Raw genomic sequence first — 22,817 nt, 5'->3', positions numbered from 1 at the left:
GTAGTTATGAGTATTTTACAAAAAGTTATTCCGATGATGTTATTTTCTGTGGCTTGTTCAAGTTTTGCTGGTGAGCAGATAGATAAGTCATTAACGCTAAGGGATGTGAGTAGTGTTAATATCGAAAATTTGCGCGGCAAGGTTACCGTTATTGGTTGGGACAAAAATATCATTGCGGTTAAAGGAGAGTTGGAAGATGAAGCAGAAGGTTTACTGTTTAAGCAGCAAGGTTCAAGTGTAAAAATTAAAGTTGAGCTTGAAAAGCATAACAATAACTTTTGGGGCCACCATAAAGGTTCGATACTAACGATACACATGCCAAAAAACATTCGTGTCAGCTTTGATGGTATTTCGAGTGATATTAGCTTTGAAAATTTACATGCCAGTGCAGAAGGAAAAACAGTCAGTGGTAACGTTAACGCAATTAATTTAAGCGAACGCATTGAATTAATTTCAGTGAGTGGCGATATCGACAGCAAAAAATTATCTGGTAAAGTAAGTTTGTCGACGGTTAGTGGCAATATTAAAGATCGTCAATCTAGCGGACGCTTGAGTTTGCGTGTGATCAGTGGCGAAATTGATTCACAATCAACAGCAAAAGAAGTGGAGATCGAGAATGTCAGTGGTGATATTAAAATCTCACTGAACGAGGTTGACGAACTAACGGTTTCAAATATCAGTGGTGATTTTTCAGGAAGTTTATCGTTAAACGATGGGGGAGAGGTAAAAATGTCGAGTATTAGCGGTGGCTTAGCCTTAAAACTCCAGAAAAATGTGAACGCAAGTTTTCGTTTATCTACAAGTGCTAGCGGTGATATTATTAATAAAGTTACCGGTCAAAAAGCCAATAAAGCTAAGTATGGCCCAAGTTCAACATTACAATTTGAAACTGGTAGTGCTAATGCCAATGTACGTGCAAGTACAGTAAGTGGTGTGATTAATGTTAGCCATTAATCTTTATTGTTCAGGCATTTAAAATAGAACGAGTTAGGGACGATGCTAGCTCGTTTTTTTATTCTGTTTCAAAGGAAATTCTGCTAACCTACGAAAAGTTTTAATCTCGCATTTGCGATAGTGTTTTAGGGTATATAAATGGCAGAGCGCAAGCCAAATAAATTTTTTAAAGATAAGAAGTATTCTCAAGATAGTCAGATGAATGCTTTAAAAGTTCCGCCTCATTCACTTGAGGCTGAACAATCTGTACTGGGTGGTTTACTGCTTGATAACGAGACTTGGGACCGTGTCGGTGAACGTGTTGTTGCCCAAGATTTTTACAGTCGTTCGCATCGTATCACTTTTGAAACCATTGCTGCGTTAATTGAATTAGGCAACCCTGTTGATTTAATTACCTTATCTGAAGCACTAGAAAACGAGCAACGACTCGAAGACGCTGGTGGTTTTGCTTACCTCGCAGAAATGATGAGGAATACGCCTAGTGCTGCTAACATTACTGCTTATGCGGATATTGTGCGAGAGCGTGCTGTTACACGTGAAATGATCAGTGTAGCGAATGAAATTGCTGAAGCGGGTTATGATCCTCAAGGACGTGCGAGTGCAGAACTTCTTGATTTTGCTGAAACTAAAATATTCGCTATTGCTGAGCAGCGCGCTAATAAATCAGAGGGACCAGAAAACATTACCTCGGTTTTAGAAAAAACGGTTGATCGTATTGAGCAGCTTTGTTCTGCGCCTAATAATGGTGTTACTGGTGTTTCTAGTGGCTTTTCTGATTTAGATAAAATGACGGCTGGTTTCCAAAAATCAGACCTCATTATTGTTGCTGCACGTCCTTCAATGGGGAAAACCACATTCGCGATGAACATTGCAGAAAATGCGGCGATGACAGAAGATAAACCTGCATTGATTTTCAGTTTAGAAATGCCCGCAGAACAATTGATGATGAGGATGCTTGCCTCTTTAGGTCGTATTGATCAAACCAAAATTCGTACGGGACAATTAGGTGATGAAGATTGGGCGCGCTTGTCATCAACGATGGGTTTACTTATTGATAAAGGTAAAATGTTTATTGATGACGCCGCTGGTTTAACACCTACTGACGTTCGCTCTCGTGCACGTCGTATTGCTCGTGATCATGGTGGTATAAGTATGATAATGATTGATTATTTACAGTTAATGCGTGCACCACAGTTTGCTGATAACCGAACGCTAGAAATAGCAGAAATATCACGGTCATTAAAAGCATTAGCAAAAGAATTGCAAGTACCAGTTGTTGCGCTTTCTCAGCTTAACCGTAGTTTGGAGCAACGTTCAGATAAACGTCCTATTAACTCGGATCTTCGTGAGTCGGGCTCTATTGAGCAAGATGCTGATTTGATCATGTTTATTTATCGTGATGAAGTTTATCATGATGATTCTGAATTTAAAGGTATGGCAGAAATAATCATTGGTAAACAACGTAATGGCCCAATTGGTCGTGTGCCACTAACTTTCCAAGGGCAATTTTCACGCTTTGACAATTATGCGGGTCCGCATGTTTTAGATGAAGATTAATGGCGCTAACAACAGCAACAGCAATCATTAATTTATCAGCGCTAAAATATAATTTAGCGCAACTTAAGTCGCTAGCACCGAGATCAAAAGTGCTGGCGGTGCTAAAAGCAAATGCTTATGGCCATGGCTTAGAACGTATTGCTCACGCATTATTTTCTGATCAAGGTATGATAAATGAGTACGGAGACTCTTCGATGACTGCTGACGCCATTGCGGTGGCAAGAATTGATGAAGCGTTGGCACTTCGAGCTTCAGGTATCACTCAGCCGATTGTGTTGCTAGAAGGTTTCTTTAATGCAAAAGACTTAACCATACTTGCGGAAAATAATTTACAAACGGTTATTCATAACCGTCAACAACTTGATGCCCTTTTATTGGCAAAGCTAGCATCTCCCTTGAAAGTCTGGTTAAAAATCGATACGGGTATGCATCGATTAGGTATTAACCCTGAAGAATTTACGCATTTTTATCAGCAACTATTAGGCTCAGAAAACGTCCAAGAGAACATGGTACTGATGAGTCATTTAGGTTGTGCGGATGATAAAAGTAGTAAAGCGACGAGTGAGCAAATATCACTCTTTGAAAAGGTCACAATGGGCTGTGATGAAGAGCGAACATTAGCAAATTCTGCGGGTATTTTTGCATGGCCAATGAGCCACTATCAATGGATCCGCCCAGGACTATTGCTTTACGGGGTTTCTCCTTTGCCACTTGAAAACACAGCAAAGGGTATCTCAGCAAGCGCATTGATTAATAAGCATAAAAGCTGCGACCTCCAACCTGTCATGACATTGAAATCAAGCTTGATTGCTATACGAGAATTAGCTGCGGGAGAGTCTGTTGGTTATGGCTACGCATGGAAAAGTGAAGAAAAAACCATTATTGGTGTTGTTGCTATTGGCTATGGCGATGGTTATCCGCGGCATGCCCAAAATGGCACCCCTGTGCTGGTTAATGGGCGCAGGGTGCCCTTAGTAGGACGTGTATCAATGGACATGATAACGATTGATTTAGGGATTAATTCACAAGAGCAAGTCGGTGATGTGGTGACGTTATGGGGAGAGCAATTATCGGTCGCTGAAATAGCCAAATGTGCGACAACGATTCCTTATGAGCTTTTATGTAATATTACTCGCCGAGTACACATTACCTTGTCAGTGCAGTAAAGGCATCTCTTATATCCGGTAATCGAATGCTTAGTCATTTTTTTCCGATATTATTGCTGTCGTAATGAAGATAGAGTATTTTTGTTATTCCTTTTTTTGTTAGTAGTTTAACGTCGACTAACGATTGAACCAGCCATGCTGGTAACCAACCAATTAGGTAATATAGCAATCCCCATATTTGCTGCCACCATTTGTAAAATCACATGACTATTATCCACTTGTTTTATCTGAGCTGGTTGTACATGCTTTGGTCGTAACAATAAATTGAAAATATCAAGTCGATCCTTTTCAACGGGGTAAGTGAGTAACGTCTGCAAAGCAAAGTCTTCAGCATCAATAAACTTTCTTTGTGTTAAGGCATGATGCTTAGGTAAAATAGCGAGTAATTCAACGCTGCCTATTTTTTGTGTCGCGTTATAAGTATTATTATTTTCATCATCACTAAATAGCAAACCTGCTTGTGATTGATGATTCGACAAAAAAGAGCTATTACCAAACTCAAACTCAAACTCAAACTCATAAAAAGGAAAGGTATTACTGGTCTTTTGGATTATCGGTAATAACCATTGAAAGCAAGCATGGCATTGTATATCGATAACTATGTTGTGATGAGTCATATTTTTCTGCATTAATTGCTGATGAGCCTTGCTTACCTGTGGCAATATTTTTTTAGCTAAGCTCAACAATACTTGGCCTTTTTGAGTAAAAATTAGTGGTACTGAATTTCGAATAAATAATTCTCCACCGACCCTGTGCTCTAATTCTCTAAATTGATGAGAGAGTGCCGATTGGCTCAAACACAGTTGATAAGCTGCTTTACGCATATTACCACCGGCTTCCAGAGCCAAAATTGATTTTAGCTGTTTTAATTCAAAGCTCATGAGTTTTCTTCATCTCCTTGTTGAAATTTATGCGCTTGTTAAGTACATCATATTCAATAATTGTAACTATATAGCCATCTAGACGCCTTTTGTGATTGATGTAAATATTAATATATCATGGAGATAATATGACAAATTCATAATTTAGGTTTTCCGCGAATTGGCGTAAAAAGGCAGTTAAAATTCTTATTAGAAAACTACTGGGCAGGGCGTTTAACCAAAGAAAGTTTTATTGAATCATGTAAGCAACAAAGAAAAAGTAATTGGTTAGTTCAACAAAAATCTGGAATCGATATTTTACCTGTTGGCGACTTTGCATATTATGATCAAATGCTTAATACAACCATGATATTAGGCTCAATTCCGCAACGTTTTCAAGGAAGTGATGATATGATCGATACTGAGTTTAGAATCGCTCGGGGTAAAGCTCCTAGTGGTTGTGATTGTTCAGCCAGTGACATGACTAAGTGGTTTGACACCAATTATCATTATATCACTCCTGAACTTGATGAAAATACTGAGTTTAACGTCGATTTAACAGGGCTTTTAGCACAGACTGTCGAAGCCAAAGCGTTGGGAACTGCTATTAAACCAGTGCTCATACGCCCTTTAACCTATTTGTACTTAAGTGCTGGCGATGCTGATAAAAAACTACAGTATCTCCCAAAACTTATTAAGACTTATCAAGTTATTTTTAAACAACTAACAGCAACCAATGTTGAATTGTGACAGATTGATGAGCCTATTTTAGGGCTAGAGCTTTCTTCTGAATGGGTAGTCGCTTTTAAAGACTCTTATAAAACTCTAGAAAATGCCTCATAAAAGATTTTACTTGCTACTTATTTTTCATCAATCGATCATGTTATTAGTGAAATAAAGCAATTTAATGTTGATGGTTTAGATATTGACACCATTGCAGAGCCAACGTCGGTTAAACATATTATTAACGAATTACCTGATCACTGGGTGATATCATTGGGCGTCGAAATATTTGGAAAAATAATTTATTGGCAAACTATCAAAAATATAAAGATATTGCTGATCTTTTAGCTGAACGCTTATGGCTTGCACCCTCTTGTTCTTTAGTGCATTGCTCCGTAGATTTAGACCAAGAACTCAAACTTGATGATGGGGTAAAGTCTTGGTTAGCCTTTGCGAAACAAAAATGTCAGGCATTTTCATTATTAAAAGTAGCGTTTCAATCAGGAAATATTGACGATATTTCAAATTACTCTGCTAGCCACCAACAAAAAATAAACTCACCCGCTGTTGAAAATTTAATGGTGAGAAAGCGTACTGAAAATATTGATACTAATGCCGTTTATCGCTCTCAGTCATTTACCGATCGAAAAGCAGTCCAACAAAAAAATTAAATTTGCCTCACTATCCGACCACAACGATAGGTTCATTTCCACAAACAGGTGATATTCGCAAAATACGTGGTCAATGGCGTAATAACGTCATTTCTGAAGTTGAATATCAGTGGCTTATTAAGAAAGAGATCAGACAGACAATTGCGAAGTAAGAGACGTTAGATCTCGATGTGCTGGTTCATGGTGAAGCTGAACGTAACGATATGGTTGAATATTTTGGTGAGCAACTTAATGGTGTCGTGTTTAGTCAATTTGGCTGGGTGCAAAGTTATGGGTCCCATTGTGTAAAACCAGCAATTATTTTTGGTGATGTAAGCCGAAAGCAGCCAATGACCTTAGAGTGGATAAAATACGTACAGTCTTTAACCATGAAGCTTGTAAAAGCGATGCTCACGGGAGCTATTACTATCCTTTCTTGGTCATTTGTACGTGACGATATTTCACGCAAAGAGGTCACTCTGCAAATAGCGCTAGCGATTGCTGATGAAGTCAAGGAACTTGAAGAAAATGGCGCAGCGATTATTCAAATAGATGAACCCACAATACGTGAAGCAATGCCGTTAAAGAACAGCCAATGGCAAGAGTATTTACACTGGGCAACCGCGGCTAATGTTAAAGCTGAAACACAGATTCACAGTCATATGTGTTATTCAGAGTTTAATGAAATAATGGCGGCAATTATCAAATTAGATGCGGATGTACTTACTATAGAAACATCTCGTTCAAATATGCAATTACTCAATACATTTGAGCAACAAGACTACCCCAATGATTTAGGCCCCGGAGTTTATGATATTCATTCACCTAATGTGCCTAGCGTTGCGTGGATGACTAAGTTAGCTGAGCAGACGCAACAATAAATTCCTAAAGAGCGTTTATGGATAAATCCAGATTGTGGCTTGAAAACGAGAAGGTGGCTGGAAAGAGAATTAGCTTTAGCTAATATGGTCACTACCGCTAAATTGTTACGCGCTAAATAGTGTTATAGCGTATAAAAATAAAAAACCTCGTTTATGACTAAACGAGGTTTGGGTCTTTAGATTAAAGGCGTTGAAAATAACTACATTATTATTTGTCGAAACTAAACTCAATGAAAGCTTTACCAAATTCAGAATTTAACGGAATAATAATAATAGGACCGTCAGCTTTATGGTTAATGGTATGATCTTTGCCAGAAACAACCATAGGCGTTGCCATGTCAAACTCAAAACCTTTTTCACTAAGCATGCGCTTAGCGCCACCGGTAACCATATTAGTAATTTCACCGACTAAATCAGTAATTTCTTCATTAATTTCGTCAGGACCTTCACCCACCATTTTTTTCATGGTCGCAAGTGCCAACTTTCCTTCAAAAGTAATGGATAGTGAACCTTTAGTTTGCGTGCTCACCATGCCAATTAAACCTGAAACATCACCCATAGCAACTTCATTTTTTTTCAAACGAGGTTTTTCTGGTACTAATTCCATTTGTGCCATAGTAGACATTACATTGAGCATTGAAGATAAGAAAGGGTTGATAAACTCTACATTCATGAATGTTTCCCAAGGGCTTAGTTATACTAGTAAATTGATTTTGCATGTTAATTTAGCAAATATAAATCGTTCCTACTAGTTATTGTTTTTTATTATCGCAATTTTCGCCGTTTTAACGGATTTCGAAAAAGTTAAACTGCCAATAATCGTTTCGTCTTTGTAATTTACAGTATTTATCTGTTGAACGTAAGTATCGACGAGTAAATCATTTTTTACCACTAATCCCGATAAAAATTTTTCAAAATTAGCTTCTTGGTAAATATAAACGTTACCTTTAGTTATTTCTAAACCAATCCAATTAAGTTTTATTTCGTGATACTTATTATCTTGAACGTCAATAAGTTTGAAGTGCGCTTCGACATAGTTTTGGATCATCTGTTCGTATGCTGCGTGCTCGGGTGAAAAGTGTATTTGCTGCTGTTCAGCAATGGCGTTTTCGATGTCGTGAGCCGTTAGTTGATGAATCACTTCTATATTATGGGTTCTTGGATTAACTGACAAGTCAGTTAATCCAAAGAAGTAGCGGTGGGCTGCACTGGAAAGCGCAACCCCACACAATAAACAAAAAATAAAGCTTTTAAATAATGAAATTTTTATCATTATTTATCTTCTTCTTCCTTGTCTTCTTTCTCATCATCTGCAGACTTTAATTTTACATTGTAGTCACGCATCATATCTTTTTTCTTACGTTTGTATAACTCAAAGCTTGATTTAATAGGGCGTGCTGGCCAATAGTTATTATTAACATCTACATCAGCTGTTTCCCAGTTTGGATCAATGGCAATCGCGGTAATTTCTTTATCAGTAATGAATAATTTAGAAACATTACTGCTATTTTTACGCCAGATTTCTGCAGGAATATGTACTTGTTCTGTTGTTTTATCTGCAAAAGTTAAGTGCACAATAATAGGCATGACCAAGCCACCCTTATTTTCAAAATCAACGATGTAGAAATTTCTTTCATCAACAAGTAGGTCTTTTTCCCATTGCTTTAACTTTTTATTTGCGCTGTTGTAGGTATTACGTGCTTTATTGGTTGCCGTAAATTTGTCATTTTCATTATAAAAGTCTAACAATTCAGGCTTGTCAGTCGTTCTAAGCCATTGACCTTTATCGCGCAGGTCACTAATAAAAGTTGGTTTTTCACTTTCTAATGCCCGTTTCCAAGCCGCTTCTGTATCAGGGTTTTGGCTATTAGGACGGTATAAATGAATATTACCTAAAGCGATGTCAACATGATCTGTTGTGTAAAACCAACCGCGCCAGAACCAATCTAGGTCAATAGCTGAGGCATCTTCCATCGTACGGAAAAAGTCTGAAGGTGTTGGGCGTTTAAACATCCAACGTTGTGCATATTCTTTAAAGGCAAAATCAAATAATTCGCGGCCCATTACCGTTTCACGTAAAATATTTAATGCTGTTGCAGGCTTACCGTAGGCATTATTACCAAACTGAAGAATTGATTCAGAGTTAGTCATAATGGGGACCTGGTTCGTGCTTTTCATGTAGTTAGTAATATCAGCAGCATGTCCACGTCGTGAAGGATAACCTTCTTCCCATGCTTGTTGTGCTAAAAACTGTAGGAAAGTGTTTAAACCTTCATCCATCCAAGTCCACTGACGTTCGTCTGAGTTAACGATCATTGGGAAGTAGTTATGGCCTACTTCATGGATAATAACACCCACTAAGCCGTATTTAGTGCTGCGAGAGTAAGTTTTTTCACCGGTCTTTTTATCAAGTGTAGGGCGAGGGCCGTTGAACGTTATCATCGGGTATTCCATGCCGCCAACAGGACCATTTACTGAAATTGACACAGGGTATGGGTAAGCAAAAGTGTATTTATTATACTGCTGCATAGTGTGGATAATCGCTTCAGTCGAGTACTTTTCCCATAATGGATTACCTTCATTAGGGTAAAAAGACATCGCCATGGTATCGGTACCGCCTTCTTTATAACCTTGAGCGTCCCAAATAAATTTACGGCTTGAAGCGAAAGCAAAATCACGCACATTTTTCGCTTTAAAATGCCAGGTTTTTGTTTTTGTTGAACGAGACTTTTCGTTTTCAAGTGCCTCTTCAACCGTAACAATTAAGACAGGCTTTTTCGCTTTTTTAGCTTTTACTAAGCGTTTTTGTTGTGTCTTTGTTAAGACTTTACTTTCATTTTGTAATTCACCAGTAGCGGCAACAATATGGTCAGCAGGTACCGTAATTTTAACGTCGTAGTCACCAAATTCTAAAGTGAACTCACCGTTACCTAAAAACTGTTTGTTTTGCCAGCCCATAACGTCATAGTATGCTGCTGCACGAGGAAACCAGCCTGCAAGTTCATACAAGTAGTTGTCGTCTTCTTTAAAGTATTCGTAACCTGAACGGCCACCCAGCACTTTTTGTTCGTGTAGGTTGTAGTTCCAGCCGATGTTGAATTCAACATCGTCACCTGATTTTAATGCTTTAGGTAAATCAATGCGCATCATCGTGCCATTAATCGTGTAGTCAAGTGCGCTACCGTTTGACGCGGTAACCGCGGTGATTTTATTACCACCGTCAAATTCAGTTGACTCAATGGCGCCACGCAAGCCGTTGTAAGTTACTTTTTTATTAGGCGCAGTGCTTGTTAAGCGATTGTCTGAGTCGCGCTTTAAGCGATTTTGATCAAGCTGTATCCATAAGTACTTTAAAGTATCTGGAGAGTTATTGGTGTAGCTAATTGTTTCGCTACCCTTTAATGTTTGCGTTTTATCATCAAGTTGAATGTTAATTTTGTAATCAACTTGTTGTTGCCAGTATTGATGTCCCGGCGCACCTGATGCTGTTCTGTAAGTATTGGGTGTTGGTAAGATTTCTTCTAATTGTCGAAATTTATCGGTATCGACCGTATTCTTTGCTATCGCACTACCACTACTGGCAGCAACAAATAAGCAAAGCAATGCTGATTTGATTGAATGTTTCATAGGCTTCCTGAGTATTATTATAATGTATACACGCTTAACCGCATATTTATAACATGAATAGGCTCAAAAAGTTAAGGGGGGAAGTCGTTTTTATGCGACCAATCGCTCGATATATAGGTCCAATGGGCGAGGGTAAAGTATTAATTACAATTCGATAAAGTTACTTTAACTGCAGGTTTGGCAGGCGCCGTGAGCTTCAACAATTTGATGGCTAATCGTAAAGCCTGTTGCATCTGCCATTGAACGTAAAGCAAGGTCTAAATTAGAGGATTGAATCTCTTCAACATGCCCGCAAGTGTCACAAATTAATAACTGTACAGGATGATTACATTCACTAAAGTGATGGCACATAACAAAAGAGTTGAGAGACTCTATTTTGTGGACAAATCCTTGTTTGTTAAGGAAGTCTAGGGCGCGGTAGATAGTGGCAGGTTTTGCTGCGGGGTCAATCAACTTTAGCTCATCAAGAAGATCATAAGCGCCAACAGCACCGCTATGTCTAGTTAATAGTTTAAATACTTGCTCGCGAGCCAACGTAAATCGTGCGCCACGCTTTTTGCAGGACTCTTTTGCTTGGCTTAGTAATTCTTCTGCATTCATTATGGCGTAGGTACTTGCATTAATGGGATGATTTTTTATCAGTCTAACACAGAGGTTTTAATGATGTAATATGCTTGAATGGTTAATTGCTTAACCATGCTAAGGAAAAGTAGTTGTAAGTGCTTTTCAGCGTTTACTTTATAACATTACTCGTCATTTTTTGATTGGACATATCGCCAAAGAATACGAGTAATTAACCGCCATATGAATCTTTATATCGCTGTATATTTTTACCCTTCCCACTTTATTAATAAACATTTATGGTCTAAGTATTACTTCTACCCTCAAATTTTTTTGTTAAAAATATTGTGTTATTAACGAGGAGTTAGGTCTCTCAAGTGAAGGGAAATTCCAGATGAGATTTAAACGAATATTTACAGCTATGCTATTAATAGTTTCCTGTGTGGTGAGCGCCAATGTTCAATTAACGGTTCGCTTAGATAAAGTTGTGTCTGTGGTAAGTTTGGTCGATTACGGCCCTTATGTTTTTGTTGACGGTAACAAAGCAGTTAAAGGAGTTACCTCTACTCAAAAGAATACAGATCTAGTTAAGGGCTTCAGTTGGGAGGTTTTTCAAGAGAGTTTCCATGCTATGGGCTATGCAATCAAATATACGATCGTTCCTTGGAATAGAGCCATAAAAATTCTTGAATTTGGTCATGCAGAACTACTCTTTCCTATGAGTAAATCAGATGAAAGATTAAAAAAGTATAATTATTCAAGGGAACCCATTAATACCGTTGATTATGTCATTTACTCACACAAAAATGCTTCTATCAAATGGAAGGGTTTTAATTCATTAAGTGAAAAAATAATTGGCGAAAAACGAGGCTTCAATTATGGAAAAAATTGGAATGCGCTTAGCGATGTTATTAAATATCAAATAGGCAATATATCAAGTGGCTTTCAAATGCTTCAAAAGGGACATATAAATGGTTTTATTGGTTACAAAGACACCTGGGATTATGTTTTGAAAGAAGAAGGTTGGGAAGGGGAATTTATAAAAACACCGATTATCGATTCAAGCTCAGAGTACGTGGTTTCCATGAAAGGTAAGGAACAGCATTCTAATTTGCTCAAAGTTTATAGTCAGGGTAAACGAAAAATCATTGAAAATGGCACACTCGACAAGTTAAAAACTAAGTGGTTTGGTGTAAATCAAGCTAAAGAATGATTGTAGGCAAACACAGCGTTGCGACGGTGCAATTTTTATTCTCATGAGGTGACCCACCTTATTCTTCAAAAATAAATTTTTTCTTATCATACTTTCCTGCTTTCAAGTCTTCCAACATCTGTTGAAAACGTCCACTGGCCTTTAGTTTTTTTAAACCACTATTAAATTTATCAAGAAAATATTGATTGCGCTTATGATCTTTACTCATAATTAAATGGAGTGTGCTGCGACCAAATTCTTTCGGGCTATGAGTTAAAAGGTTAGCTTCATCAGGTGATAGGTAGTTTCTAATCTGAGCATCACCAACAGAAGGATCGTTTGGGAATATTTGTATGCGCCCAGCCAATAATTTCTTATAATTGAATTCATCTTTTGAGGTGAAATCAACAGTAAAGTATTCTGTAGCAATAGCATCCATAAACGCTTTGCCATAATCATACGTTGTTGTACCTCCTATTTTCATTCCTTTTAAGTCTTGCATTGATTGCCAATGAAACTCATAGCTTTTTAGGTGATAAAAAACAAAAGACGTTTCTGTTATAGCGTCGCTCACTAAAAACTCTTTTTTTGTCTCATCGTCAGGCCACCAGCAACAAGAAGCATCCCAATCTGTTGCTTCTTTGGCATATTCATTAGCTCGTTTCCAAGGGAAAAACCCCCACTCTACCTCGATACCTTCCAACTTAAATGCTTCAGTGACCATATGAGAGTTAAGACCATATTGGTAACTGTAATTAGATAGAAATGGTTCCCACTCACCATTAGTGATACGAATGGTCTCAGCAAATAAATCCGTAGTAAAAATAATTATCCATAATAGTGTCATGGGGAACATTTTCATCATTGTCCTTATAAATAAATAAGTAAGTGTCATGTTGAGCACAAAATTATAACGTTTTTAGTGTGGACCCGAAAGACGCTTTTAATTTAGCTAATTGAATTACTTTATTATCTAATTATACGCTAAGAGCGATGAAACGTAATTTAAAGGTAGATACTTATTCAAGGGGAGGTAATGACTTAAACATAAAAACGGACTTCAGTGCCAACTGATTGTAGTCGTCAGAAGTAAATCCGACAAGAGGACCGCAAAAGTAAAATTAAAGCTTTAGCGGTAATTTACGTTTTATGAGCAAAGCAATAGCTAAAGTGATACCTCTAACTATAATTTATTTACCCTTATCAAGTTATTCTATAGCAATTGTGGGTAATCAAATGGAGCAGGGTAGATTGTATTCTTTTGTATTTTTTGCTCTTGATATCAAGAATAAAAGCAACCATGATGCCTTAATGATAATAGCAATATCTAAGAAAGTTCAGTTTAAGAACAGATTGTTATTAAAGAGATAATTCAATTATTCAGGGAAGTTAGATGAGCGACTTTATGTGAAAAACATATTATTTATAATCATTGCTTTTTGCATTCATTTTTCATTGGTAAAATTTGGTTCGCTGTTTACCATCACCTTTGGCGTTGCGAGTCTCATTTGGCCAGTACCGGGTGTAATGCTTGGCTTATATTTTTTATATGGGCACATCATTTTAATAGGGTCGATGTTATCCTCGTTGGTCAGTATTTACCAACTCAATTCAAACTCTTCTTTTTCAATCTATTTAATCATTATTTTATCTCTGGTAAGTGTTTTACAATTAGTTATTAGTAAGCAATTAGTTTTACGCTTTATTACCTTGCCACTTAAAACACATATCCCTAATGAAATGATTAAGTTTTTAATCTTCGCCGGGCCTTTATCAGCATTTGTTACGAGTACTATCGTGATGATATCGCGTTGGGTATGGCTAAAAATTCCCACAGAAGTCCTTTATTATATATGGGCAGCAAAATGGGTTGGCGATTTCATCGGTATTATCTTTCTAACCCCGGTTATTTTATTTTTTAGGAAGAATGTTTATGTTAGAAGAGCAAAGCATCAAACAGCCGCTATTTTAACAACCCTTTCTGTATTAGGTGCTATTAGCTGGATTTATATTTTATCAAGCTACAATAAACAGTTAGAAAAGAGCAGTAATTTATTAATCTGACTCAACCATTTATAGAGCAGGTTAATGTTATTCAATCGAGTATAAAGCATCATTTAACCGCATTAGGCGGACGATTCCAAGCAAGTGAGAATGTTACACGGGCAGAGTTTAAAGCCTTCACCAATACAATAGAACAACGAAACATCAGCCTAAGAGCATTAGCTTGGGTACCGTTAATAAGCTCTGACAGCAGAAAAGCATTTGAGTTGGCACTGTCAGAAGAGGGGATTACTGAAAGCTATATCAAAAAATCTACCGAGCAAGGGTTTCAACGCTCACCTAATCAGAGTCAATATTTTCCCATTACTTTTATCGAGCCCCTTGAAGCAAATAAATCTGCAGTAGGTTTAGATGTTTCGACGCACCCACCTGTAAGTGCGAGTGCCAATAAAGCCATCAGCCTTAAAAAACATGTTATTACACCTCTATTGTCGCTAGTACAGCAAAAAGATAAATTTACCGGTGTTGTTGTTTATTACCCAGTTTACAAAAAAGAGTTTCAAACTAACACTGTTCTATTAAAAGGCTTCGTTGAGGCCGTTTTTGAATTAGATCTTTTACTCGTTGGTGTGCACCAAAGTCTTGATCAAAATAACTTTACTTACTAATTAAGTTATGGCAAAAGTAATATTTTTTCATAGTAAAAAATTATGACTCTACCTGGTTTTTAGCTGCAGCGTGGAGATAATTTCATTCAATAAAATAGCTCAATTATCATTTTCGAGTACGAAGAAGTTTGAACAAGGCCTGATAGATTGGAGCAACCTTGGCATCATGTTTATCGTTTGTACTATTGGTATCATCACTTTAATTACTCCCCTACTAAAAGAGTAGCAAAAAACACCATAAAATTATTAAAAAGTAATACTGAACTCGTTATTGCAAATAAAGTAAAAATCTATTCTTAGCCATGAATATAGAACCTCTTTAAACGCAATTATAGGCTTTGCCGAGATAGCTTGGCGTGAAAAAAACGATACAAATGCCATTGATTATTTATCTAAAATAAATCACTCATCAAATATTTTACTTAATATTGTTATCGATGTTTTAGACATATCTAAAATGCAAGCGGGTGAGTTAAACCTTGAAAATAGATCGTTTAACCCTGCAATAGAAACAATATCAGTAATCGAAATGTTGAACGAAAAGGCGCTTAAAAAGTCAATTTTAATTAATGAAAATTTATCCTCAAACTTGAAAAATGGGTGGCTGGTGATGACTTTAGGTTTAAAAAATATTGATAAACTTACTCAATAATGCGATTAAATTTACTAACCAAGGAACTATTAGTATTGACGGTAGCTGCCAAAATACTGCACAAAATACCAGAGTACTAACCTTAACGGTCAAAGATACAGGCATAGGTATTAATGAAGATCAGCAAAGACATCTCTTTAATGCTTTTGCCCAAGCAGAGATTTTCACCACAAGAACATATGGTAGTACAGGCTTAGGTTTATCAATTGTGAAACAATTAAGCGCTTTGATGGCAGGAGATATAAACATGATAAGCCAACCAGGAAAAGGCAGCACATTTACTGTAACGTTAGAATTACCTCAGTCGGAATAACCTATAGCAAAAAATAACGATAGGTGGATAGCATCACCCCAACCGAGCTACGAAGGTGTAAATATTCTCGTCGTAGAAGACAATAAAATAAATCAGTTTATTGCCCCAAAAAAATTAATCTCTTTAGGAGTAATTTGTTCTTTGGCTGGAGATGGTCAGCAAGCGCTAACTTACCTTGAGAGTAATAAGAAAAAATTAATATTAATGGATTTACAGCATCACATTTTATTAAACAAAACGGTAAACTCAAAGGTATTCCTATTATCATCTTAAGTGCCAGTGTTGGCAAAGAAGACAAAGAAAAAGCCCTTGATTTTGATATTGAAGACTTTATACACAAGCCATTTCAACAAGCTGATTTGCTCCATGTACTTAATAAGTATTTATCAAGTAAATAGATGTTGAGTTAGTTTTTATATTCTATAAAAAATAATACCGGATCTGAGCCAATTTTTTCGATATTTAGCCAAAATAGCCGTTCTGCTAAACTTTCCTATTTCATTTATCATTATAAGTCGCGACACCTTCAATCTCGGCTAATAGGTGTAGTTGAAATGTTGCGAAAATGTTATTGCTGTTCTACTGTTATTGATACCATTAATTTATGTAAGAAAATATAGAGTATGCCGATTAAATTCCAGCAGCTAATCCCCTTATTATTCCTCCTTGTTAGTTCTTGCGCAGTAACCTACCAAGATAGTGACGGTAATCAGAAAATTGTTGGGTTCGTTAGTCTGACACTTGAAAAACCCGCAGATCAAACCTTGGTTGCAGGCGACAAGGTAAAAATTACTAATGTAGGGGTTATGTATTCAGATACACCAATACATAACGGGATTTCTATTGGATATTATAGTGAAACAACCACTATTTTAAAAAATGATGTGGCTGTTATTATTAAAAATGAAGAGTAAAAAGGAGTTTTGAGATGGAATTTTGTAATAAGTATATTTTATTTACTTTGTGCTTTAGTCTTTTTTTATCTGGGTGTAGCACAACAGATAGTGCTGTTTTCGTAACAAAAACCACGATAGCAGTGATTGATGTCGACAGTACTCCAGGAACCGTGTCTTTTGCATATGACCGTGTTGAAGGGTTCTTTGGACCAAATTATGAAAACGGAGCGGTACCACCAGTTGTAGCATCGATGAAAACAAGTGGCGAAATAACAAGCCCAACCATAAAGCAGCTTTATGCAACCGGTGAAGCAGCAACTTTAGTTATTAACCCTAATGCTATTGGTTATCAACAAAGCTCTGACGATGAACTCGTAGGAGGTCGCAAAGCGTTAATTTTTGGTACAAGTACTTCCCTAGGCTTTAAATTTGGCCTCTCAAACTCAATTCCTAACTTTACCTTAGGCTATAAAAGAAAAGAAGCCTCTTATATTCCTATTCACAAAGGAGCTGATGGTAATAGTGATAAATACTCATCGGTGCTTGCCAGTATTGATACAACCATTACAACCAATATTGATGGAAATAAATTTGAAAATGGGCAATATTTTGCAACAGGTGAAGCCGCTAAATTACTCGCTGTTCAGCCATATATCAAAGATGCTTTTAAAAATAGCGCGGAAAGTGCTTTAGGATCTTATGATGAAAACTTTTCAAAACAGGTTAAAAATCATTCAGGTATAATTCGATGCGCATTTAACTTGAGCGAAGAACAATGGAAAAGTGTTATTGATAATGGCATAGCGGCAAATCTATTTTCTGATTTAGACGATACGTTAGTGAGTTCTTTAAAGCAGTTTTCTGCGTCTAAATCGGCAGATGATTTACTGAAGTTAATGAAATTATATTCTGAAGCTATTGCTGGCGGTATAGATCCGACCAATGATCACAGTTTATTGTTGAAAACCCATGAAAATTTAGTGTGTAATGTAGCCGGGAGTTAATGTATGCCAGACAAAGTCGTTCCGTGTGAGAGATCAGAAGAGATGAAAGAACATCTAGAAAAATCAGGATTTTGGGTTGTAGTGTCCTGTGAACCTATTAAGTATAAAGCAGGTAAATGTAGGATGATTTATAAGCAAAAAGAATAAATTAGGCGTTAAGTACTAGCTATTACTCAAGTAGATCTAAAACAGGATCATGTTATTTTACTTCATTTTAACGTTTTAATTTAAGTCACCTATAGGTGACTTTTTTATCTCTCTGGATAGTGATACGAGGGTAAAGTATTTTCCATCTATTCCTGGTATCTTTATATCTAAAGGGTTATAGACCCTGCCTTTAAAAAATGTTTTACCGTAATGTATTACGGGTTATAACGCCTATCATTTTACTCGCTTCTAGCCATTATTTGTTATTTTCAGTTTTTAACGCATAATTAACATAACAAATAACAGGGATTGTTAACTATGACTTTTGATGAATTCGATCGCCTAAACGCCCTCTCTAAAAAAGCCCTTAACGAAACAGCTTCACGTAATGAATTAAAAAGTTTAATGAGCGACTCGATGACTGGAATGAATGTTTAGAATTTAATTTATTAAATGGTTTACGGAATTCATTATTATCTTTAATTAGTTTTTGTTTTTATATTATTTTAAATAGACCTATAACTACTATCTGCTTATGTTTTGTGATTGAAATGGCAAAAGAAAGTTCTAGACGATCAAATGCAGAAATTTTCTATCTAATAATACTGGTAGAAGCATTGTCAATTTCATCTATCCTAATAGTAATGTAAGTAAGGAATAATCAAATGTATGATTTAGAACAGGAAGAAAAGTATGCCATTGAGAGATATTTAAACGCTAAAATTGCTAAATGGGGAGCTATTATTGGTATTGTAAATTTAATTGCACTATTTGGTATTTATTATTCTATTTCAGATACAGTTGCTGAAAAGGCTACAAATAGAGCAATTGAACAGACAGAAGAAAAAATGTCTTCTTCTGCGAAACAATTAGAAAAATTAACGGACAAGGCTATTTCTTCATTATTTGATGCAATAAAGTCTTCAGGCGAAGCAGAGGCCCATGCGAAATCAATAAATAAAAATATTTTAGAGCTTCAAGCTCTCGATTTAGATAAAGTAGGTCAAATCGTTGTGCTGTTAAATCAATCGAAAAGTGAAATAGAGGCTTTGATAAACTCATCCCAAGAATTAAAGAAATCAGAAATCATTTTTTCGAAATTGCATAGTGTTATAAAAGAGAATAATGCCAATATAAAAACATTAAAAACGCACCTAACTAAAATTCAAGAATCTTCATCCAAATACATAACTAAACGAGAGGTTAGTTCAGCGTTTGAAAACAGAATAAGTAGTGACATAAACAAAAATAATATTTTACTTTCTCTTAACAAAATACAAATTGAAGCTGGTGAATCGGCTATAGAGCCAATTAAAAGTGGTAATAGTGAAAAGTATATTAAATTCAATAAAGAATATTCTAACCCGCCCTACGTTACTGCAAGCAATTATGGAAACTCCAACAAAGATAGTGGTTATCCTATTATCTATGATGTTACTAGTGAAGGGTTCAACGTTAAAGTCATTGATTCGACTAGTAAAAGATCAATATCAATAAAGTATGATTTAAAGTTTAGCTATGTAGTTATTGGTGAATCAAAATAGTTTGTCGGGTTGCTTCATATTTTAGCCAATTACAGTTCCCTCTTAACAGGGCGTTATTTATACCCCCGCATAGTAATGCGGGGGTAAAGTCTTATGGTTAAATGCTATTTAATTTAATTTAATTTAATTCTTCTTTCTTTTCTTAACTTCCTTAGAGAATTGTCTAAAGGCTCTAAAACCTTTAAACAAATAAAGTATATAAACACAACAGAAATGATAAATGCTACCACGTTAAAACTATCCATACTCAATGGAAGAAATTTTTTCATAATCACGTTTTTATATATGAAATCTGGAGGGATATTAAATAAAACAGTGATTAATAAGCAGATGCCATATAAGAAAATATGGTACCTGATTAAAACTAGGCTAATAAAGTTGTTTTTAAAATCAAAAGGTAGGTAATTTTGCTCTAATCCACCTTGAATGTTTTTTAATGCAATTTTGCTTGCTGAGTAGCTACTTAAACTCGCCAGAGTCATTAGAAAAAGTAAAATAATACACGCAATAGATGAAGGGAAACTTGTAGCTATATAAGGTATAGTTACTGAATCACTGGATAGTTTCATTGATAATTTATTCAGTTGCTGATAATAGCATCCATTAGATTTTATTTTTCCATTACAGAGAAGGTTATGAGATATAGTATGACCATGAAATTTTTGATTTGTTTCTTGTAATGAAAAATCGTAGGCAGATAAAAACTTTTTATCTGTATATTCTAATGTTATATCGTTTACAAAAACTGATACACCTATTTTATTTTCATTGTTTTCTATTATTATTCTTGTTGCCGCAGACTTCATCCCTAACTCATGAAGTTGTGGTAAATCGCTCTCAATTATGACAGTGCTAAATTCAATGAAATTTCCTCCGTCACAAGTGTTTTTCGTATTGAACATCGTAAATTTGTAGTTAAGATTTTCTTTATTTAGACAAAGCCCTTTTGAATTTATTACTGAAATAGCAAAGCGCTTAATCGACCTCTCTGGGTTTTCATTGTATGTACATTGAGTTTTTTTGTCTTTTTTGAGTAAAACACTACAATTCTTTAATAATTTGTTATCCGCTTTTGTGAATGAAATCTCTTTAATATCAAAACTTGGATTCTTTGGATAGATAGTTGCCGATGATACTTCACTTATCTTTCGATCTATTACATTAAGTGCTACTGCTTCTGAAAAGCTTTCCTCTACTGAATATAAATCATTGTAGTTTGAAAAACTATTTACGACTATCCAAAGCATGGTAAATATTAATGTCGCTATAATGAGACTGTTAGTTCTAATTGTGCTGATATGAGTTACGGTATTCAATTTATTTCCTTATTTAATTGCCGATATTTTATGGAATATATATTAAGCTATTGTATTTATTGTTTTAATCTTATTCAACTGAATTTATCATGTAACTTATGCGGAAATAACTGCGTATAAACCTGAAATAGAATATTAAGATTTCTATGGCCTGTTACTTGAGCAACTTCTTCAATAGTGTAGCTTTGCTCAAAAAGTCGACTTGCTCCTTCACGCCTTAAATCATGGTAGCGTAAATATTTAATACCTAAATCATTTCTAACACGTTGAAATCCAGCCGTTACACTTCTTGAATTATAGGGAAAAATTAATTCACTATTTTTAGGTTGTTCATTGGCAATACTGAAAGATTCACCTAAGAGTGAGGCAATCATGTAATTACCTTCCTTTTTACGGGGATCTTTTCTGTCTCTAACAATGATCGTTTTATGCTCTAGGTTTAAATCATCCCATCTAAGTTTACAAACTTCACCTATACGCATACAAGTAAGTATACTGATATCTAAAATATCTAAATAAGGAATTCTGACATGACCATTTGGTCTTTGATTTTCCCTTTCTTCTAGTCCAACTCTTAATTTATCGAGTTCAAGCTGCGTTGGCCTTCTCGTTCTTCAGTCACTTTACCAATTAAATCCATATCAATGAGTGTTGGTATCGCTTCATCAAAAACTGAACAATTGGCTTCAATATCAAAAACTGGGTGAGCTTTTTTCATTTTCTATTTCTTGATCACGCTTCCTTCCATATATACGAGCGAGTTCTTTTTTACAGAATGTTTTAGATTCTCGGTGTATAATTGCGTTTTTTTGTTTAACAACGACTTTACAGCGATAAGAAAAGTCACCGTTTGCCTTTGTACGTTTTTCAATTGTAAAAGATGCCATCATTAATCCTACTTTTTTATGGGGTACATATGGGGTACTACATATCGAAACTCAAGGTAACTTGCGGTAATTCACTGTAATTCTATACAGTATATTAATAAGGTGTTTTTGTGTCAATCCCAGTAAAACCGCTAAACTCAGCTAATCCCATCGATCACCGACTTTCCGTTGCACCCATGCTCGATTGGACAGACCGCCATTGCCGTTACTTCTACAGAGTTATGTCAAAACACACCGTGTTATATACAGAAATGATAACGACAGGCGCAATTATTTTCGGCAAAGGTGACTATCTATCTTTTAACAAGGAAGAACATCCTTTAGCCTTACAACTCGGTGGTAGTGACGTTAAAGCCATGACTGAGTGCGCAAAAATGGCTGAGCAATATGGTTATGATGAAATTAATATCAATGTTGGTTGTCCATCTGACCGTGTTCAAAATGGTCGGTTTGGTGCGTGTTTAATGGCTGAACCCTCGTTAGTTGCTGATTGTGTAAATGAAATGCAGGCAGCCGCAAATGTTCCTGTTACCGTAAAATCGCGTATTGGAATTGACGATAACGACAGTTATGAGTTTTTGCACAACTTTATTGATGTTGTAGCGCAAGCTGATTGTAAGCATTTTATTATTCATGCACGTAAAGCTTGGTTAAGTGGCTTAAGCCCTAAGCAAAATAGGGAAGTACCACCGCTTGATTATGGTCGTGTATATCAAATCAAGAAAGACTTTTCACAATTGCAAATTTCAATTAATGGCGGTATTAAAACCTTTGCTGAGGCGAATGAACATTTAACGCATATTGATGGTGTAATGATTGGTCGTGAAATATATCAAAATCCCTATATGTTAGTTGAAGCTGATAATGCTATTTATCAAAAGAATACTAATATGCTTTCTCGCGCACAAATAATTGAAGAGATGGCGCGCTATATTGATATGCATATTGCCAATGGCGGACGTGCTTGGCATGTTGTTCGCCATATGCTCGGGTTGTGTAATGGTTTAGCTGGCGCTAGGCAGTTTCGTCGCTACTTAAGTGAGCAGTGCAGTGGTAATGAGGTAACTAGCCAAGTTCTTTTCAAAGCTTTTGCTCTGGTTACTCTACCTGCTAGCGAGTAAAATATCTCTTGTGTTCCGATTTTGGGAATTAGCTTCCCTAAATCGGGATATTAGTTATTTGTTAGTCTAGCCATAATTAACGATTTAATCGCAA

At 36.0% G+C, this 22,817-nt stretch carries 21 protein-coding genes and 3 pseudogenes; 16 read left to right on the top strand and 8 right to left on the bottom strand.

What is annotated here, in order from left to right; genetic code table 11:
* Positions 1–6: 6 nt before the first annotated feature.
* The 3 genes from H4J73_RS16555 (at position 7) to alr (ending at position 3,677) form a co-directional block, all read left to right on the top strand.
* Positions 7–954 carry a DUF4097 family beta strand repeat-containing protein gene (locus H4J73_RS16555; RefSeq protein WP_182177563.1) on the top strand — a complete coding sequence of 316 codons (948 nt, stop codon included), beginning with the start codon at positions 7–9 and terminating at the stop codon, positions 952–954.
* Positions 955–1,092: 138 nt separating this feature from the next.
* The gene (dnaB, locus tag H4J73_RS16550; RefSeq protein ID WP_182177561.1) at positions 1,093–2,511 is read left to right on the top strand and encodes a replicative DNA helicase; all 1,419 of its coding nucleotides are present in this window, start codon (positions 1,093–1,095) and stop codon (positions 2,509–2,511) included.
* Positions 2,511–3,677: an alanine racemase gene (alr, locus tag H4J73_RS16545; RefSeq protein ID WP_182177559.1), complete on the top strand. Its 1,167-nt coding sequence runs from the start codon at positions 2,511–2,513 to the stop codon at positions 3,675–3,677. The genes dnaB and alr overlap by 1 nt, the downstream gene beginning before the upstream one ends.
* 107 nt (positions 3,678–3,784) lie before the next feature.
* On the opposite strand, the gene H4J73_RS16540 is transcribed toward alr, so the two are convergent.
* Positions 3,785–4,558 carry a LysR substrate-binding domain-containing protein gene (locus H4J73_RS16540; RefSeq protein ID WP_182177557.1) on the bottom strand — a complete coding sequence of 258 codons (774 nt, stop codon included), beginning with the start codon at positions 4,556–4,558 and terminating at the stop codon, positions 3,785–3,787.
* A 135-nt stretch (positions 4,559–4,693) separates the two neighbouring features.
* On the opposite strand from H4J73_RS16540, the pseudogene H4J73_RS21080 reads away from it, so the two are divergent.
* From H4J73_RS21080 to metE, 3 genes and pseudogenes are all read left to right on the top strand, one after another.
* Positions 4,694–5,608, top strand: a pseudogene (locus H4J73_RS21080) (hypothetical protein).
* Positions 5,566–5,931, top strand: a complete 366-nt coding sequence (locus tag H4J73_RS21075) for a hypothetical protein (protein WP_404851826.1) — start codon at positions 5,566–5,568, stop codon at positions 5,929–5,931. The pseudogene H4J73_RS21080 and the gene H4J73_RS21075 overlap by 43 nt, the downstream one beginning before the upstream one ends.
* Positions 5,932–5,933: 2 nt before the next feature.
* A pseudogene (gene metE / locus H4J73_RS21070) lies at positions 5,934–6,911 on the top strand (5-methyltetrahydropteroyltriglutamate--homocysteine S-methyltransferase).
* Positions 6,912–6,999: 88 nt separating this feature from the next.
* Here the strand turns inward: metE and H4J73_RS16530 are convergent.
* The 4 genes from H4J73_RS16530 to zur all read right to left on the bottom strand — a co-directional run bounded on the left by H4J73_RS16530 (position 7,000) and on the right by zur (position 11,018).
* Positions 7,000–7,464 carry a chemotaxis protein CheX gene (locus H4J73_RS16530; RefSeq protein ID WP_182177555.1) on the bottom strand — a complete coding sequence of 155 codons (465 nt, stop codon included), beginning with the start codon at positions 7,462–7,464 and terminating at the stop codon, positions 7,000–7,002.
* Positions 7,465–7,539: 75 nt separating this feature from the next.
* Entirely contained in the window at positions 7,540–8,064 is a 525-nt protein-coding gene (locus H4J73_RS16525; protein ID WP_182177554.1) for a DUF6702 family protein, read from the bottom strand.
* Complete coding sequence (locus H4J73_RS16520) at positions 8,064–10,418, bottom strand: M1 family metallopeptidase (RefSeq protein WP_182223589.1); 2,355 nt, start codon at positions 10,416–10,418, stop codon at positions 8,064–8,066. Before H4J73_RS16520 ends, H4J73_RS16525 begins: the two co-directional genes overlap by 1 nt.
* Positions 10,419–10,583: 165 nt before the next feature.
* Positions 10,584–11,018 carry a zinc uptake transcriptional repressor Zur gene (gene zur, locus H4J73_RS16515; protein ID WP_182177550.1) on the bottom strand — a complete coding sequence of 145 codons (435 nt, stop codon included), beginning with the start codon at positions 11,016–11,018 and terminating at the stop codon, positions 10,584–10,586.
* A gap of 355 nt (positions 11,019–11,373) precedes the next feature.
* Between zur and H4J73_RS16510 the strand changes: the two genes are divergently transcribed.
* Positions 11,374–12,192: an ABC transporter substrate-binding protein gene (locus H4J73_RS16510; protein ID WP_182177548.1), complete on the top strand. Its 819-nt coding sequence runs from the start codon at positions 11,374–11,376 to the stop codon at positions 12,190–12,192.
* Positions 12,193–12,250: 58 nt separating this feature from the next.
* Here the strand turns inward: H4J73_RS16510 and H4J73_RS16505 are convergent, their stop codons facing one another.
* Positions 12,251–13,027: an ABC transporter substrate-binding protein gene (locus H4J73_RS16505; RefSeq protein WP_182177546.1), complete on the bottom strand. Its 777-nt coding sequence runs from the start codon at positions 13,025–13,027 to the stop codon at positions 12,251–12,253.
* Between the two features lie 551 nt (positions 13,028–13,578).
* On the opposite strand from H4J73_RS16505, the gene H4J73_RS16500 reads away from it, so the two are divergent.
* From H4J73_RS16500 to H4J73_RS16465, 8 genes are all read left to right on the top strand, one after another.
* Positions 13,579–14,235, top strand: coding sequence for an MASE1 domain-containing protein (locus H4J73_RS16500; protein WP_182177544.1), 657 nt, complete (start codon positions 13,579–13,581; stop codon positions 14,233–14,235).
* Positions 14,226–14,843: a CHASE domain-containing protein gene (locus tag H4J73_RS16495; RefSeq protein ID WP_182177698.1), complete on the top strand. Its 618-nt coding sequence runs from the start codon at positions 14,226–14,228 to the stop codon at positions 14,841–14,843. Before H4J73_RS16500 ends, H4J73_RS16495 begins: the two co-directional genes overlap by 10 nt.
* Before the next feature lie 292 nt (positions 14,844–15,135).
* On the top strand, positions 15,136–15,495 hold the full coding sequence (locus H4J73_RS21065; RefSeq protein WP_182177696.1) for a histidine kinase dimerization/phospho-acceptor domain-containing protein: 360 nt from the start codon (positions 15,136–15,138) through the stop codon (positions 15,493–15,495).
* The gene (locus H4J73_RS16485; protein ID WP_182177536.1) at positions 15,476–15,808 is read left to right on the top strand and encodes an ATP-binding protein; all 333 of its coding nucleotides are present in this window, start codon (positions 15,476–15,478) and stop codon (positions 15,806–15,808) included. Before H4J73_RS21065 ends, H4J73_RS16485 begins: the two co-directional genes overlap by 20 nt.
* A gap of 194 nt (positions 15,809–16,002) precedes the next feature.
* Positions 16,003–16,206 carry a response regulator gene (locus tag H4J73_RS21060; protein ID WP_182177694.1) on the top strand — a complete coding sequence of 68 codons (204 nt, stop codon included), beginning with the start codon at positions 16,003–16,005 and terminating at the stop codon, positions 16,204–16,206.
* A gap of 225 nt (positions 16,207–16,431) precedes the next feature.
* Complete coding sequence (locus H4J73_RS16475) at positions 16,432–16,722, top strand: hypothetical protein (RefSeq protein WP_182177534.1); 291 nt, start codon at positions 16,432–16,434, stop codon at positions 16,720–16,722.
* A 14-nt stretch (positions 16,723–16,736) separates the two neighbouring features.
* Positions 16,737–17,708 (top strand): hypothetical protein, encoded by a 972-nt coding sequence (locus tag H4J73_RS16470; RefSeq protein ID WP_182177532.1) that lies wholly within the window; start codon positions 16,737–16,739, stop codon positions 17,706–17,708.
* 812 nt (positions 17,709–18,520) lie between these two features.
* Positions 18,521–19,399 carry a hypothetical protein gene (locus tag H4J73_RS16465; RefSeq protein ID WP_182177530.1) on the top strand — a complete coding sequence of 293 codons (879 nt, stop codon included), beginning with the start codon at positions 18,521–18,523 and terminating at the stop codon, positions 19,397–19,399.
* Between the two features lie 113 nt (positions 19,400–19,512).
* On the opposite strand, the gene H4J73_RS16460 is transcribed toward H4J73_RS16465, so the two are convergent.
* Together H4J73_RS16460 and H4J73_RS21055 are read right to left on the bottom strand one after the other, a co-directional pair.
* On the bottom strand, positions 19,513–20,715 hold the full coding sequence (locus H4J73_RS16460) for a hypothetical protein (RefSeq protein ID WP_182177528.1): 1,203 nt from the start codon (positions 20,713–20,715) through the stop codon (positions 19,513–19,515).
* Positions 20,716–20,789: 74 nt separating this feature from the next.
* Positions 20,790–21,602: pseudogene (locus H4J73_RS21055) on the bottom strand (tyrosine-type recombinase/integrase).
* A gap of 110 nt (positions 21,603–21,712) precedes the next feature.
* Between H4J73_RS21055 and dusA the strand changes: the two are divergent.
* On the top strand, positions 21,713–22,723 hold the full coding sequence (gene dusA / locus H4J73_RS16450; RefSeq protein ID WP_182224454.1) for a tRNA dihydrouridine(20/20a) synthase DusA: 1,011 nt from the start codon (positions 21,713–21,715) through the stop codon (positions 22,721–22,723).
* Positions 22,724–22,817: the final 94 nt, after the last annotated feature.

This window comes from Colwellia sp. MB3u-41 (genome assembly GCF_014076845.1).
In the GTDB taxonomy this organism is placed as follows: domain Bacteria; phylum Pseudomonadota; class Gammaproteobacteria; order Enterobacterales; family Alteromonadaceae; genus Colwellia_A.
Note: the sequence above shows the minus strand (reverse complement) of the source record. Positions and strands in the feature narration are given on the sequence as shown.

Bases quoted from the DNA above. Each gene is read 5' to 3' on its own strand.
- H4J73_RS16520 (WP_182223589.1), bottom strand. From the start codon at position 10,418: ATGAAACATTCAATCAAATCAGCATTGCTTTGCTTATTTGTTGCTGCC.
- H4J73_RS16505 (WP_182177546.1), bottom strand. From the start codon at position 13,027: ATGTTCCCCATGACACTATTATGGATAATTATTTTTACTACGGATTTA.
- zur (WP_182177550.1), bottom strand. From the start codon at position 11,018: ATGAATGCAGAAGAATTACTAAGCCAAGCAAAAGAGTCCTGCAAAAAG.
- H4J73_RS16510 (WP_182177548.1), top strand. From the start codon at position 11,374: ATGAGATTTAAACGAATATTTACAGCTATGCTATTAATAGTTTCCTGT.
- H4J73_RS16470 (WP_182177532.1), top strand. From the start codon at position 16,737: ATGGAATTTTGTAATAAGTATATTTTATTTACTTTGTGCTTTAGTCTT.
- H4J73_RS16540 (WP_182177557.1), bottom strand. From the start codon at position 4,558: ATGAGCTTTGAATTAAAACAGCTAAAATCAATTTTGGCTCTGGAAGCC.
- alr (WP_182177559.1), top strand. From the start codon at position 2,511: ATGGCGCTAACAACAGCAACAGCAATCATTAATTTATCAGCGCTAAAA.
- H4J73_RS16465 (WP_182177530.1), top strand. From the start codon at position 18,521: ATGTATGATTTAGAACAGGAAGAAAAGTATGCCATTGAGAGATATTTA.
- H4J73_RS16530 (WP_182177555.1), bottom strand. From the start codon at position 7,464: ATGAATGTAGAGTTTATCAACCCTTTCTTATCTTCAATGCTCAATGTA.
- H4J73_RS16555 (WP_182177563.1), top strand. From the start codon at position 7: ATGAGTATTTTACAAAAAGTTATTCCGATGATGTTATTTTCTGTGGCT.
- H4J73_RS16475 (WP_182177534.1), top strand. From the start codon at position 16,432: ATGCCGATTAAATTCCAGCAGCTAATCCCCTTATTATTCCTCCTTGTT.
- dnaB (WP_182177561.1), top strand. From the start codon at position 1,093: ATGGCAGAGCGCAAGCCAAATAAATTTTTTAAAGATAAGAAGTATTCT.
- H4J73_RS16525 (WP_182177554.1), bottom strand. From the start codon at position 8,064: ATGATAAAAATTTCATTATTTAAAAGCTTTATTTTTTGTTTATTGTGT.